At 65.0% G+C, this 14,533-nt stretch carries 12 protein-coding genes; all 12 read left to right on the top strand.

Annotation, left to right across the window (positions count from 1 at the left end):
• The first annotated feature begins 43 nt into the window (after nucleotides 1-43).
• Nucleotides 44-1,273 (top strand): phosphoglycerate dehydrogenase, encoded by a 1,230-nt coding sequence (serA, locus tag AC07PZ_RS21865; protein WP_495297245.1) that lies wholly within the window; start codon nucleotides 44-46, stop codon nucleotides 1,271-1,273.
• Nucleotides 1,274-1,358: 85 nt separating this feature from the next.
• Nucleotides 1,359-5,237, top strand: a complete 3,879-nt coding sequence (locus AC07PZ_RS21860) for a DUF3683 domain-containing protein (RefSeq protein WP_495297244.1) — start codon at nucleotides 1,359-1,361, stop codon at nucleotides 5,235-5,237.
• On the top strand, nucleotides 5,234-5,680 hold the full coding sequence (locus AC07PZ_RS21855) for an HIT family protein (protein WP_495297243.1): 447 nt from the start codon (nucleotides 5,234-5,236) through the stop codon (nucleotides 5,678-5,680). Before AC07PZ_RS21860 ends, AC07PZ_RS21855 begins: the two co-directional genes overlap by 4 nt.
• The gene (locus AC07PZ_RS21850) at nucleotides 5,680-6,093 is read left to right on the top strand and encodes a gamma-butyrobetaine hydroxylase family protein (protein WP_495297242.1); all 414 of its coding nucleotides are present in this window, start codon (nucleotides 5,680-5,682) and stop codon (nucleotides 6,091-6,093) included. Before AC07PZ_RS21855 ends, AC07PZ_RS21850 begins: the two co-directional genes overlap by 1 nt.
• A gap of 70 nt (nucleotides 6,094-6,163) precedes the next feature.
• A complete protein-coding gene (gene ubiE, locus AC07PZ_RS21845; RefSeq protein WP_495297241.1) occupies nucleotides 6,164-6,895 on the top strand; it encodes a bifunctional demethylmenaquinone methyltransferase/2-methoxy-6-polyprenyl-1,4-benzoquinol methylase UbiE in 732 nt (243 codons plus the stop codon).
• Nucleotides 6,896-6,921: 26 nt separating this feature from the next.
• Nucleotides 6,922-7,959, top strand: a complete 1,038-nt coding sequence (locus AC07PZ_RS21840) for a Tim44 domain-containing protein (RefSeq protein WP_495297240.1) — start codon at nucleotides 6,922-6,924, stop codon at nucleotides 7,957-7,959.
• Nucleotides 7,960-8,005: 46 nt separating this feature from the next.
• A complete protein-coding gene (locus AC07PZ_RS21835; RefSeq protein WP_495297239.1) occupies nucleotides 8,006-8,569 on the top strand; it encodes a ubiquinone biosynthesis accessory factor UbiJ in 564 nt (187 codons plus the stop codon).
• Complete coding sequence (ubiB, locus tag AC07PZ_RS21830) at nucleotides 8,566-10,131, top strand: ubiquinone biosynthesis regulatory protein kinase UbiB (protein WP_495297238.1); 1,566 nt, start codon at nucleotides 8,566-8,568, stop codon at nucleotides 10,129-10,131. Before AC07PZ_RS21835 ends, ubiB begins: the two co-directional genes overlap by 4 nt.
• 12 nt (nucleotides 10,132-10,143) lie before the next feature.
• Nucleotides 10,144-11,592: a high affinity choline transporter 1 gene (locus AC07PZ_RS21825; protein WP_495297237.1), complete on the top strand. Its 1,449-nt coding sequence runs from the start codon at nucleotides 10,144-10,146 to the stop codon at nucleotides 11,590-11,592.
• 96 nt (nucleotides 11,593-11,688) lie between these two features.
• On the top strand, nucleotides 11,689-12,057 hold the full coding sequence (locus AC07PZ_RS21820; RefSeq protein WP_495297236.1) for an FmdB family zinc ribbon protein: 369 nt from the start codon (nucleotides 11,689-11,691) through the stop codon (nucleotides 12,055-12,057).
• Nucleotides 12,058-12,064: 7 nt separating this feature from the next.
• Complete coding sequence (locus AC07PZ_RS21815; protein ID WP_495297235.1) at nucleotides 12,065-12,685, top strand: DUF502 domain-containing protein; 621 nt, start codon at nucleotides 12,065-12,067, stop codon at nucleotides 12,683-12,685.
• 33 nt (nucleotides 12,686-12,718) lie between these two features.
• The gene (gene aspS / locus AC07PZ_RS21810; RefSeq protein ID WP_495297234.1) at nucleotides 12,719-14,524 is read left to right on the top strand and encodes an aspartate--tRNA ligase; all 1,806 of its coding nucleotides are present in this window, start codon (nucleotides 12,719-12,721) and stop codon (nucleotides 14,522-14,524) included.
• Nucleotides 14,525-14,533 lie beyond the last annotated feature (9 nt).

The raw sequence follows: 14,533 nt of genomic DNA, 5'->3' as shown, positions 1-14,533 counted from the left end.
TAGCATCGCCTCCCTTTTTTCGACCCCCTTGCCGGTGCTTTCCATGAGCAAAACCTCCCTCGACAAAAGCAAGATCAAGTTCCTTCTGCTGGAAGGTGTTCATCCCTCTGCGGTCGAAGTGATCAAGGAAGCCGGCTACAGCCAGATCGAGACCCTGCCCAAGGCGCTGCAGGGCGAAGAATTGAAGGCCAAGCTGGCCGACGTCCATTTCCTGGGCATCCGTTCGCAGAGCAAGCTCACGGCCGACGTGCTGGCGGCGGCGCCGAAGCTGGTGGCCGTCGGCTGCTTCTGCATCGGCACGAACCAGGTCGACCTGAACGCGGCGCGCGAGCGTGGCGTGGCGGTGTTCAACGCGCCTTATTCCAATACGCGCTCGGTGGCCGAACTGGTGCTGGCCGAGGCGATCCTGCTGCTGCGCGGCATCCCGGCCAAGAACGCGCTGGTCCATCGCGGTGGCTGGATGAAGTCGGCCGTGCATTCGCACGAGATCCGCGGCAAGACGCTCGGCATCGTGGGCTACGGCTCGATCGGCACCCAGCTGTCGGTGCTGGCCGAAGGCCTCGGCATGCACGTGGCGTTCTATGACGTGGTGAGCAAGCTGCCGCTGGGCAATGCACGCCAGGTGCCGAAGCTGCATGACCTGCTCGCACAGAGCGACATCGTGAGCCTGCACGTACCCGAGTTGCCGTCCACCAAGTGGATGATCGGCCCGGCCGAGATCGCGGCCATGAAGGAGGGCGGCATCCTCATCAATGCGGCGCGCGGCACGGTGGTGGACATCGACGCGCTCGCCGAGGGCATCAAGAGCCAGAAGCTCTGGGGTGCCGCGATCGACGTGTTCCCGGTCGAGCCCGGCAGCAACAACGAGGAGTTCCAGTCGCCGCTGCGGGGGCTGGACAACGTGATCCTCACGCCGCACATCGGCGGCTCGACGATGGAGGCGCAGGCCAACATCGGCGGCGAAGTGGCCGAAAAGCTGGTGAAGTACAGCGACAACGGCACGACCGTCTCGTCGGTCAACTTCCCCGAAGTGGCGCTGCCGGCGCATCCTGGCAAGCATCGCCTGCTGCACATCCACCAGAACGTGCCCGGCGTGCTGTCGGAGATCAACCGGATCTTCTCCGAGAACCACATCAACATCTCTTCGCAGTACCTGCAGACCAACGAGAAGGTGGGCTACGTGGTAACCGACATCGACGCGGCGTCGTCCGACCTGGCGCTCGAGAAGCTCGCGCAGGTGCCGGGAACCATCCGCAGCCGGGTGCTTTTCTAGGGTGCCAGCGCCGGTCGCGGCGCTGACTTAAAATCGCCGGCCCGGTTCAAGGGCGCGCAGCGTCCTGCCGAGGCTGCTCCCCCCGATGAACGCTCCGATCGCGCTGACTGCGTTGTTGTCGCAGGCCGCAGAGCCCGCCCGACTTCGCGAGATTCCCTACAACTACACCAGCTTCTCCGACCGGGAGATCGTGATTCGCCTGCTCGGCGAACGTGGCTGGGAACTGCTCCAGTCGCTGCGCGACGAGCGCCGCACCGGCCGCTCGGCCCGAATGCTCTATGAGGTGCTGGGCGACATCTGGGTCGTGCAGCGCAACCCGTATCTGGTCGACGACCTGCTCGACAACCCGCGTCGCCGCGGCCAGCTGGTCGACGCGCTCAATCACCGGCTGACCGAGGTCGGCAAGCGCCGCACACCCGACGTCGACGCCCAGCGCGACCTGCTGGTCGGCGAGCTGTCGAGCCTGGTGTCGCAGGCGATCGCAGGTTTCGACCGGATGTTCCGCGACGTGTCCGTGCTGCGCCGCAAGGCGACGCGGGCATTCCGCCGCCTGACGGCGAAGGACAACATCAAGTTCGACGGGCTGTCGCGCGTGTCGCACGTGACCGACGCGACCGATTGGCGGGTGGAGTACCCCTTCGTCGTGCTGTGCCCCGACACCGAGGCCGAGATGGCGCTGCTGGTCAAGGGCTGCATCGAACTCGGCCTGACCATCATCCCGCGCGGCGGCGGCACCGGCTATACCGGCGGCGCGATCCCGCTGACCTGGAACAGCGCCGTCATCAACACCGAGAAGCTCGAGGCGATGACCGAGGTCGAGCTGATGTCGCTGCCGGGCCTGGATGCGCCGGTGCCGACGATCTGGACCGAAGCCGGTGTCGTCACGCAGCGCGTGGCCGATGCGGCCGAGCGCGCCGGCTATGTGTTCGCGGTCGACCCGACCTCGGCCGAGGCATCGTGCGTCGGCGGCAACGTCGCGATGAACGCGGGTGGCAAGAAGGCCGTGCTGTGGGGCACGGCGCTCGACAACCTGGCGTCGTGGCGCATGGTGACGCCGCAGGCCGAATGGCTCGAAGTCACGCGCGTGGGCCACAACCTGGGCAAGATCCACGACGCAGAGAACGCGGTGTTCGATCTGCAGTACTACTCGGCCGATGGCGAGACGGCACTCCGCCGCGAACGGCTCACGATTCCTGGCAGGACCTTCCGCAAGGAAGGCCTCGGCAAGGACGTGACCGACAAGTTCCTCTCTGGCCTGCCGGGCATCCAGAAGGAAGGCTGCGACGGACTGATCACCAGCTGCCGCTGGGTCGTGCACAAGATGCCGGCGCACACGCGCACGGTATGCCTGGAGTTCTTCGGCAATGCCAAGGACGCGGTGCCGAGCATCGTGGAGATCAAGGACTTCATGTTCGCCGAGCAGAAGCGATCGGGCGTCCTGCTGGCTGGTCTCGAACATCTGGACGACCGCTACCTGAAGGCGGTCGGCTATGCGACCAAGTCGAAGAAGCACGGCGGCCTGCCGAAGATGGTGCTGTTCGGCGACATCGCGGGCAACGACGCGGACGACGTGGCACGTGTCACGTCGGAGGTCGTGCGCATCGCCAACTCGCGCAGCGGCGAAGGCTTCATCGCCATCAGCGCCGAAGCGCGCAAGAAGTTCTGGCTCGACCGCAAGCGCACCGCCGCGATCAGCCGCCACACGAACGCCTTCAAGATCAACGAGGACGTGGTGATCCCGCTGCCGCGGATGGCGGAGTACACCGACGGCATCGAGCGCATCAACATCGAGCTGTCGCTGCAGAACAAGCTGGCGCTGACCGATGCGCTCGAGGCCTTCTTCACGCGCGGCAACCTGCCGCTGGGCAAGACCGACGATGCCCACGACATTCCGTCGGCCGAGCTGCTGGAGGACCGCGTGTCGCAAGCGCTGGTGCTGGTGGGCGAGGTGCGCGAGCTGTGGCGCGGCTGGCTGCAGGACATCGACGCGCTGTTCCCGCAATTGCAGGACCATTCGCTGCGCGCGAGCTGGAAGACCCAGTTGCGCGCGCCGTTGCAGCAGATCTTCAGCGGTGCCGAATTCGCGCCGATCCTGGCGGAATGCACGGCCATCCACCAGAAGGTGCTCAAGGGCCGCGTCTGGGTCGCGCTGCACATGCATGCGGGCGACGGCAACGTCCACACCAACATTCCCGTCAACAGCGACAACTACGACATGCTGCAGACCGCGCATGCGGCGGTGGTGCGCATCATGGCGCTGGCCCGATCGCTGGACGGCGTGATCTCCGGCGAGCACGGCATCGGCATCACGAAGATCGAGTTCCTGACCGACGCCGAGCTGCAGCCCTTCACCGACTACAAGCGGCGCGTCGACCCGGAAGGGCGCTTCAACAAGGGCAAGCTGCTGCGCGTCGACCCGGCCTCGGCGCAACCCCTGCACGCCGATTTGACCAACGCCTACACGCCGAGCTTCGGCCTGATGGGCCACGAGTCGCTGATCATGCAGCAGAGCGACATCGGCGCCATCGCCGACTCGGTCAAGGACTGCCTGCGCTGCGGCAAGTGCAAGCCGGTGTGCGCGACCCACGTGCCGCGCGCCAACCTGCTCTACAGCCCGCGCAACAAGATTCTGGCGACCTCGCTCCTGGTCGAGGCCTTCCTGTACGAGGAGCAGACGCGGCGCGGCGTGAGCATCAAGCACTGGGAGGAGTTCGAGGACGTGGCCGACCACTGCACGGTCTGCCACAAGTGCCTGACGCCTTGCCCGGTGAAGATCGACTTCGGCGACGTGTCGATGAACATGCGCAACCTGCTGCGCAAGATGGGGCAGAAGAGCTTCCGCCCCGGCAATGCTGCGGCGATGTTCTTCCTGAACGCGACCAATCCGCAGACCATCAAGATGATGCGCACCGGCATGGTCGACATCGGTTTCAGGGCGCAGCGCCTGGCCAACGACCTGCTGCGCCGCGTCGCGAAGAAGCAGACTTCGGCACCTCCCGCCACGCTGGGGCCGGCGCCGATCAAGGAACAGGTCATCCACTTCATCAACAAGAAGATGCCCGGCGGCCTGCCGAAGAAGACGGCGCGTGCGCTGCTCGACATCGAGGACGCGGACTACGTGCCGATCATCCGCAACCCGAAGGCGACCACGGCCGAGACGGAGGCCGTCTTCTACTTCCCCGGTTGCGGTTCGGAGCGCCTGTTCTCGCAGGTCGGGCTCGCGACCCAGGCCATGCTGTGGCATGCGGGTGTGCAGACCGTGCTGCCGCCAGGCTATCTGTGCTGCGGCTATCCGCAGCGCGGCAGCGGGCAGTTCGACAAGGCCGAGAAGATGATCACCGACAACCGCGTGCTCTTCCACCGCGTCGCCAACACGCTCAACTACCTCGACATCAAGACCGTGGTGGTGAGCTGCGGCACCTGCTACGACCAGCTGCAGGGCTACCAGTTCGACAAGATCTTCCCGGGCTGCCGGATCATCGACATCCACGAGTATTTGCTGGAGAAGGGCATCACGCTCGGCGCCGCCAGCGGCGGTGGCTACCTGTACCACGACCCGTGCCACAGCCCCATGAAGCTGCAGGACCCGATGAAGACCGTGAAGGCGCTGGTCGGCGACGGCGTGCAGAAGAACGACCGTTGCTGCGGCGAGTCCGGCACGCTGGGCGTCACGCGGCCCGACATCTCCACGCAGATCCGCTTCCGCAAGGAAGAGGAACTGCGCAAGGGTGAGGCCTCGCTGCGCGCCGACGGCAAGATCGCGGTCGACGCCAACGTGAAGATCCTGACCAGCTGCCCGAGCTGCCTGCAGGGCCTGAGCCGCTATGGCAACGACCTGAACAACGGTCTTCTCGAAGCCGACTACATCGTGGTCGAGATGGCGAACCAGATCCTCGGCGATCAGTGGCTGCCGGACTATGTCGCCGCGGCCAACAGCGGCGGTATCGAGCGGGTGCTGGTATGAGCGGTCTGCGCCTGGACGGCTGTTCCCTGTGCGGCGACGCTGGTGGACGCCTGGTGTGGGCCGGCGCGAGGTTGCGGGTGATCCATGCCGGCGAGGCGGACTTCCCGGGCTTCTACCGCGTCGTGTGGTCCGATCACGTGGCGGAATTTTCCGGCCTGTCGCCAGCCGACCGTGCGCTGTGCATGGAGGCCGTGGCCGTCGTGGAGCAGGCGCTGCTCACGCATCTCGCGCCGACGAAGATCAACCTGGCGGCGCTGGGCAACATGGTCTCGCATCTGCACTGGCACGTGATCGCGCGCTTCGACTGGGACAGCCGCTTTCCGTCGCCGGTCTGGGCAAGCGCGCAGCGCGACGCGAACGCGGCCCGACTCGCGGAAGTGGCATCGATGCTGCCGGCCGCGGAGTCCGCGATGATCGCGTCGCTCAACGCAAGGAGTTTTTGATGGCAGGTCTGAAGGCGGGCGCACCGACGCCCGAATCGATCACCGTGCACGGCCAGTCGCGGGTGCTGGAGATCGGCTTTTCCGATGGCGCGAATTTCCGTATCCCGTTCGAGCTGATGCGCGTCTATTCGCCATCGGCTGAAGTGCAGGGCCACGGCCCGGGCCAGGAAGTGCTGCAGACCGGCAAGCGCGACGTCGAACTCGCCGACCTGGAGCCGGTCGGCAATTACGCGGTGAAACCGGTGTTCTCGGACGGGCACGAGTCCGGCATCTTCTCGTGGGACCTGCTGTATGAGCTGGGCTCGCAGCAGGATGCGTTGTGGGCTGAGTACGAGCGCCGTCTCGCGGCGGCCGGTGTCGACCGCGACGCGCCGATGTCGGCGAAGGGCGGCCACGCCTGCGGCGGACACTGAGCCCGCAAAGCCCGGCGGCCCAGCGGGGTCGTCGGCTTGATTCAGGCGCTTCCGCCCTAACATCGGGCGCATGAGCACCACCCATTTCGGCTTCGAAAAAGTCGACGAAAGCGACAAGGCCCGCCGCGTGCGCGGCGTTTTCGATTCGGTCGCGACCCGCTACGACCTCATGAACGACCTCATGTCGATGGGGCTGCACCGCGCCTGGAAGGCTTACACCGTGATGGTCGCCAACGTCAGCGAAGGCTCGAAGGTCCTCGACATCGCGGGCGGTACCGGTGACCTCGCACTGGCTTTCGCGAAGAAGGTCGGCACGACCGGTCAGGTGGTGCACACCGACATCAACCAGGCGATGCTGAGCACGGGGCGTGACCGCCTGCTCGATGCCGGCGTCGCACTGCCCACGCTGGTCTGCGATGCAGAAAAGCTGCCTTTTCCCGACAACCATTTCGATGTGGTCACCGTGGCCTTCGGGCTGCGCAACATGACCCACAAGGATGTGGCGCTCAAGGAGATGAACCGCGTGCTCAAGCCGCGGGGCAAGCTGCTGGTGCTCGAGTTCTCGAAGGTCGCCAAGCCGCTGCAGAAGGCCTACGACTGGTATTCATTCAAGGTGCTGCCGCGCCTGGGCAAGGCGGTGGCTGGCGACGACGCGAGCTACCGCTATCTGGCCGAATCGATCCGCATGCATCCTGCGCAGGATGAGCTCAAGACCCTCATGAAAGAGGGCGGTTTTGGGCACGTGGACTATCACAACATGACGGGAGGCGTCGTCGCCCTGCATGTTGGAATCAAGTGTTGAAGCAATCTTGTGAAAGAGGAGACATCATGAAGAAGTTCTGGTCTGTCGTTTTGGTGGGAGCCCTCGCCGTGGCGAGCATCCAGGCCGAAGCGGCGCGGCTGGGCGGTGGCAAGTCATTTGGCAGGCAGTCGTCCAACGTGACGCAGCGCCAATCGACGCCGCCCGCAGCCGCCCCTGGCGCACCCACACAGAATGCGACGAATGCCGCACCGCGTCCGGCCACGCCGGCACCCGCGGCCGCTGCACCGAAACGCCCGTGGGGCGCAATGCTCGGCGGCCTCGCAGCAGGTCTGGGCCTCGCGTGGCTGGCCCATTCGCTCGGACTCGGCGCCGGCTTCGGCAACATCCTGCTGATCGGCCTGCTCGTGTTTGCGGCGCTGATGGTCTGGCGCATGTTCAGCGCACGCTCGCGCGGTGCGAATGCATCGGTGGCTCGTCCCGGCAACTTTGCGTTTGGCACCGCCGGCGCATCGGCCGACGTGCCTGCACCGGCACAGTACAACCCGGCGCAGATGGGCAATGAGGCGGGTCGTCCCTGGGAGCGCAGTGCAACCGCGTTCGATGCGACGCCCGTGCAGACGGAGGCCGCCGCGGGCGGGTCGTCGATGGCCGGCGCCGCAGCGGCAGGCTCGGGCAGCATGATCGGTTCGGCACTCGCCGGATCGCAGTCCTGGGGCATTCCTGTCGGCTTCGACGTCGACGGTTTCCTCGGTGCAGCCAAGCGCAATTTCGTGACGCTGCAGGCCGCCTGGGATCGTGCCGACGTGTCGACCTTGCGTTCCATGATGACCGACGGCATGGTCGGCGAAATTCAGACGCAGCTGGCGGACCGCGCGAGCCACACCGGCGGTGTCGTCAACAAGACCGACGTGGTGATGCTCGATGCCAAGTTGCTGGGCATCGAGGAACTGCCGGACGCCTACATGGCCAGCGTGGAGTTCTCGGGAATGATCCGGGAAGACGCTTCGACCGGCCCGACGCCGTTCCGTGAGGTATGGAACATGACCAAGCCCGTCAGCGGTTCGAGCGGCTGGCTGGTTGCAGGCGTCCAGGCATTGCAGTGAGCAACGAGCGGCCATAAAGGCCGCGCCGAGACCGGATAATGGGGACATGGCTACACCATCGTCCCCATTTTCTTTTCTTGGTGGTCTGTTCGAGAGCATCGGCAGCCGTCTGCAGCCGCCGCCCTGGGCGGTTCACGAGATCCAGCACCGCGTGGTGCTGTTCCTCAATCACGTGCTGCAGCAGGAGCCCGAGGCGCAGCAGCGTCTGCTGCGCCAGAAAGACCGCGTCGTGCAGTTCGAATGGCGCTTCGTGACGATCAAGCTGATCGCCACGCCAGCCGGCCTTCTCGATCTGGCGCCAGAAGCTGCTCAGCCCGAACTCACGCTCACCGTGGCAGAAACCTCGCCTTTGGGGCTGGCGCAGGCCACGTTGCGCGGCGAGAAGCCGTCCGTCCGCATCGTCGGCGACGTTCAGCTCGCGGCCGAGGTGAACTGGCTGGTCGATCATGTGCGCTGGGACGTGGAGGACGACCTTGCGCGCGTGATCGGTGACGTGCCTGCGCACACGGTCGCCAATGGCGCCCGCCGTGTGGCGGCGGCGCTGCGGCAATTCACCGGCCGCAACGCCGGCCGGCAGGCTGCCGGCACGGAGTCTTCGGGCACCGAATGAGCCGTCTCTATCGCGGCATCTTCATCGTCTGGGTCGCGCTCCGGTACGGCCTCGACGAATTGGTCCTCACCAGCTTCCAGAAGCCCTGGCTGCGCGTGGTTGCGCGCATCGTGTCGGTCGGGCGCAATCTCGATGCGCCGCGCGGGCAGCGCCTGCGGGAAGCGCTGGAGCGGCTGGGCCCGATCTTCGTGAAGTTCGGGCAGGTGCTGTCCACGCGGCGCGACTTGCTGCCGACCGACATCGCCGAGGAACTGGTCTGGCTGCAGGACCGTGTGCCGCCGTTCCCGTCTTCGGTGGCCATTGCGACCATCGAGCGTGCATTCCGTCGGCCGCTGGCCGACATTTTTGTGCAGTTCGACGAGACACCGATCGCGAGCGCATCGATCGCGCAGGTGCATTTCGCGACGATCCGGGGCCGGAACGGCGAACTGCGTGAAGCGGCCGTCAAGGTGCTGCGGCCCGGCATGCGCGGCGTCATGGAGAAAGACCTGGCGCTGATGGCGATGATGGCCGGCTGGGTCGAAGGCCTGTCTTCCGACGGCAAGCGGCTGAAGCCGCGCGAGGTGGTCGCGGAGTTCGACAAGTACCTGCACGACGAGCTCGACCTGGTGCGCGAGGCCGCCAACGCCGCTCAGTTGCGGCGCAACATGGAAAAGCTCGAGCTGGTGCTGATCCCCGAGATGTTCTGGGATTTCTGCCATCCTGAAGTGATCGTGATGGAGCGCATGAAGGGCGTGCCGATCGCACAGCTGGAGCGCCTGCGCGCCGCGGGTGTCGACATCCCGAAGCTGGCGCGTGATGGCGTGACGATCTTCTTCACGCAGGTGTTCCGCGACGGTTTCTTCCATGCCGACATGCATCCCGGCAACATCCAGGTCAGCCTGGCGCCGGAAACCTTCGGGCGCTACATCTCGCTGGACTTCGGCATCGTCGGCACGCTGACGGAATCCGACAAGGAATACCTCGCGCAGAACTTCGTGGCTTTCTTCCGCCGCGACTACAAGCGGGTGGCACAGCTCCACCTGGAAAGCGGCTGGGTGCCCGAGGGCACGCGCATCGACGAACTCGAAGCCGCGATCCGCACGGTGTGCGAGCCCTATTTCGATCGGCCGCTCCGGGAGATTTCGCTCGGAATGGTGCTGATGCGGCTGTTCCAGACGTCACGACGTTTTCACGTGGAGATCCAGCCACAGCTGGTGCTGCTGCAGAAGACGCTGTTGAACATCGAGGGGCTTGGCCGGCAGCTCGACCCGGAACTCGATCTCTGGGCCACGGCCAAGCCGTTCCTCGAGAAATGGATGATCGACCAGGTCGGACCGCGCAAGCTGCTCGAGCAGTTGCGCGAGGAATCGCCACGCTATGCCAAGTTGCTGCCCCAGTTCCCGCGTCTGCTGCATGAGTTCCTGGAGCGCCGGCCGCCCGATCATCGGCGCGAGTTGCTCGAGCTGCTTCAGGCGCAAAAGCGCACCAACAGGTTGCTGCAGTCCCTCGTCTACGGTGGCATGGGTTTTGTATTGGGGTTGATCGTCATGCAGGTGCTCATGCGCGTGCGCTTTTTCTGAGGAGAGTCTGTCGTGTTGCTCACCCTGGTCGTTGTTTATCTGCTGATCACGATCGCCATCGGCCTGTATGCGGCCCGGCGCGTCAAGAACACCACTGACTTCGCGATCGCGGGCCGGCACCTGCCGCTTTTCATGATCGTGACGACGACTTTCGCCACCTGGTTCGGCTCCGAAACGGTGCTCGGCATTCCGGCCAAGTTCATCGAAGGCGGACTGAACGGGGTGATCGAAGACCCCTTCGGCGCGGGTACCTGCCTCATCCTGGTGGGGCTTTTCTTCGCGGGCAAGCTCTATCGCATGACGTTGCTGACGATCAGCGACTACTACCGCGAGCGCTACGGCCGCACGGTCGAGGTTGCGTGTTCGCTGATCATCATGCTCAGCTATCTGGGCTGGGTGTCTGCGCAGGTCACTGCGCTGGGGTTGGTGTTCAACCTGCTGTCGGCCGGCGCGATCAGCATTCCGGCGGGCATGGTGATCGGCGTGCTGTCGATCCTGGCCTATACGCTGTTCGGTGGCATGTGGTCGGTGGCGGTCACCGACTTCATCCAGATGATCATCCTGGTGCTTGGCTTGGCGATCATCGCGGTGTTCGCCGGGCAGATGGCGGGCGGGGCCGACAAGGTGGTGGCCTTCGCGGTCAGCAAGGACCTGTTCAAGTTCTGGCCCGAGCCCAACTTCAAGGACATGATCTTCTTCTTCGCCGCCGCGATCACGATGATGCTGGGCTCCATTCCCCAGCAGGACGTATTCCAGCGCGTCATGTCGGCCAACAGCGTGAAGGCGGCAACGCGCGGCCCGGTGATCGGCGGTATTTCCTATATTCTTTTTGCGGCCGTGCCGATGTTCCTCGTGGCCAGTGCGCTGCTCATCATGCCGGAGCAAACCGCCACGCTGCTGAAGGAAGATCCGCAGAAGGTGCTGCCGACACTGGTATTGGAGAAGATGCCGTTCGTGATGCAGGTGCTGTTCTTCGGCGCGTTGTTGTCCGCCATCAAGTCGACGGCTTCGGCGACGTTGCTTGCGCCCAGCGTTACCTTCACCGAAAACATCTGGCGGCAGTTCCGCCCCTCCGGCACGGACCGCCAGAACCTGCTGGCCATGCGCATCACGGTGCTGGTGTTCAGTGCGGCGGTGCTGGCCTATTCGATCCGCATGCAGGGCACACCGATCTACGAGCTGGTCTCCGGCGCCTACCAGGTGCCGCTGGTTGGCGCCTTCGTGCCATTGGTCTGCGGCCTGTACTGGCGGCGCGCGACCACGCAGGGTGCGGTCGCCGCTGTCGTGCTGGGCATCGGCATATGGCTGCTGTTCCTCGCGACGCCCTGGGGCGCGGCTTTTCCGGCGCAACTCGCGGGTGTGATCGCGGCTTTCGTCGGCATGTTCGCCGGGTCGCTGGCGCCGCAATGGGTCGCCAACACGCACACGCCGCACCGGCCATTGGCCGTTGCATCGGACTGAGGCCCGCGCAGCCCGCCGCCTGCAGGGCATGGCCGGCGCTTTATAATCGCGGGCTTTGCGAGCGGCAGCTGCGCCGCGCTTTCCAGTCTCCCCATCATGCCCATCTACGCCTACAAGTGCAGCACCTGCGGCTTTGCCAAAGACCAGCTGCAGAAAATGTCCGATGCACCGCTCACCGTGTGCCCGGCGTGCGGCGCGAGCACCTTCCAGAAGCAGGTCACTGCTGCAGGTTTTCAATTGAAGGGCTCGGGCTGGTACGTCACGGACTTCCGCGATGGCGGCAAGAGCTCCGGCGATTCAGCCGGCGGCGAGAAGAGTTCCAAGACATCCGAAGTCGCTCCAGCGGCTTCGGCCGTCCAGTCGAGCGACAACGGTGCATCCTCCTCCGCGGCGGCCCCTGCACCCGCTTCGGCGCCCGCACCAGCCCCGGCGCCTGCACCCGCCGCAGCGGCCAAGAAAGACTGAGATTCCAATGCTCGCCCTGCGCAAATGGCTGCTGTCGGGTCTGCTGGTCATCGTTCCGTTGGCCATCACGCTGGGCGTGCTCAACTGGATCATCGGCACGCTTGACCAGACGCTTTGGCTGCTGCCGGAAGATTGGCAGAACTGGCTCACCGAACATCGGGTGCGCGGGTTGGGCGTCTTGTTCACGCTGGCGATCTTGTTGGTCGTCGGGGCGATCGCCAGCAATTTCGTCGGCAAGCGTCTGCTCGGATGGGGCGATGCCCTGGTGCGCCGCATCCCCGTCGTGCGCTCGATCTACTCGAGCGTCAAGCAGGTGTCGGACACGTTGTTTTCCGAGAATGGCAACGCCTTCCGCACCGCGGTGCTGATCCAGTGGCCGCGCGAGGGGCTTTGGACCATCGCTTTCGTGACGGGTGCGCCCAGTGGCGAGGTGCAGGGTTATCTCGGCCCTGACGAATACCTCGGCGTGTATGTTCCCACCACGCCGAACCCGACGGGCGGGTACTTCGTGATGCTCAAGCGCAGCGATTGCATAGAACTCAGGATGAGCGTCGACGAGGCGCTCAAATATGTCGTCTCGATGGGCGTGGTGGTCCCTGGCGGCCCCGCAACCCTTCCGACCAAATAAAGAAATGCGCCAAGCTGGCGCTGGAATCGATCTATGGCCATGCGTTCTCACTATTGCGGTCTCGTGACCGAAGCCCTGATGGGCGAAACCGTCACTCTTTGTGGATGGGTCAACCGTCGTCGCGACCACGGCGGCGTGATCTTCGTCGACGTGCGCGACCGCGAAGGTTACGTGCAGGTGGTGTGCGACCCCGATCGGGCATCGACCTTCGCCGTTGCCGAAGGCCTGCGCAACGAGTTCTGCATCCAGGTCAAGGGTCTCGTGCGTGCACGTCCCGAAGGCACGACCAACGAAGGCCTCAAGAGCGGCAAGATCGAAGTCCTGTGCCATGAACTGAAGGTGCTGAATCCTTCGGTCACGCCGCCGTTCCTGCTGGACGACGACAACCTGTCGGAAACCACACGCCTCACGCACCGGGTGCTCGACCTGCGTCGCCCGGCGATGCAGAACAACCTGATGCGCCGCTACAAGGTCACGATGGCCGCGCGCAAGTTCCTCGATGCCAATGGTTTCATCGACATCGAAACGCCGATGCTCGGCAAGTCGACGCCCGAAGGTGCGCGCGACTACCTGGTGCCCAGCCGCGTGCATGACGGCAGCTTCTATGCGTTGCCGCAATCGCCGCAGCTGTTCAAGCAGCTGCTGATGGTGTCGGGCTACGACCGCTACTACCAGATCGTGAAGTGCTTCCGCGACGAGGACTTGCGCGCCGATCGGCAGCCGGAATTCACGCAGATCGACATCGAAACCTCGTTCATGGCGGAAGAAGAGATCCGCGAGATGTTCGAGGGAATGATCCGCAAGGTCTTCCGCGAAGCAGCCGAGATCGAACTGCCCGTGTTCCCGGTCATGACCTATGGCGACGCGATGTTCAAGTACGGCTCGGACAAGCCGGACCTGCGCGTCAAGCTCGAATTTACCGAACTCACCGAGCTCATGAAGCGCGTCGATTTCAAGGTGTTTTCCAATGCCGCGACGATGCCGAACGGCCGTGTGGTGGCACTGCGCGTGCCGGGCGGTGGCGGCGAAGGCGGCATGTCGCGCGGCGAGATCGACGGCTACACCGAGTTCGTGAAGATCTACGGTGCCAAGGGCCTGGCCTACATCAAGGTCAACGACGCCGCAGCCGGCCGCGATGGTCTGCAGAGCCCGATCGTCAAGAACCTCGACGACTCGACGCTGGCCGAGATCATCGCGCGCACGGGTGCACGCAACGGCGACATCCTGTTCTTCGGCGCCGACAAGGAAAAGGTCGTCAACGACGCCATGGGCGCACTCCGCGTGAAGATCGGCCACAGCGCCTTCGGCAAGAAGACGGGGCTGTTCGACAACCGCTGGGCGCCGCTGTGGGTGGTCGACTTCCCGATGTTCGAGTTCGATGAGGAAGGCCAGCGTTGGTCGGCCGTGCACCACCCGTTCACCGCGCCCAAGGATGGTCATGAAGACCTGATGGACACAGCGCCCGAGAAGTGCATCGCCAAGGCTTACGACATGGTGCTCAACGGCATCGAGATGGGCGGCGGTTCGGTTCGTATCCATCGCGAGGAAGTGCAGAGCAAGGTGTTCCGCGCGCTGAAGATCAGCGCGGAGGACGCTCAGCTCAAGTTCGGCTTCCTGCTCGATGCGCTCCAGTACGGCGCGCCGCCGCACGGTGGCATCGCCATCGGCCTGGACCGGCTGGTGATGCTGATGACGGGTGCCGACTCGATCCGCGACGTGATCGCCTTCCCCAAGACCCAGCGCGCGCAGGATCTGCTGACGCAGGCGCCCAGCCAGGTCGACGAGAAGCAGTTGCGCGAGCTGCACATCAAGCTCCGCAATACCCAGCCCGTCGCCTGAGCAGCCCGG

Source organism: Variovorax sp. GW821-FHT10B04 (genome assembly GCF_059415645.1).
This window is presented reverse-complemented; position numbering and strand designations above follow the sequence as displayed.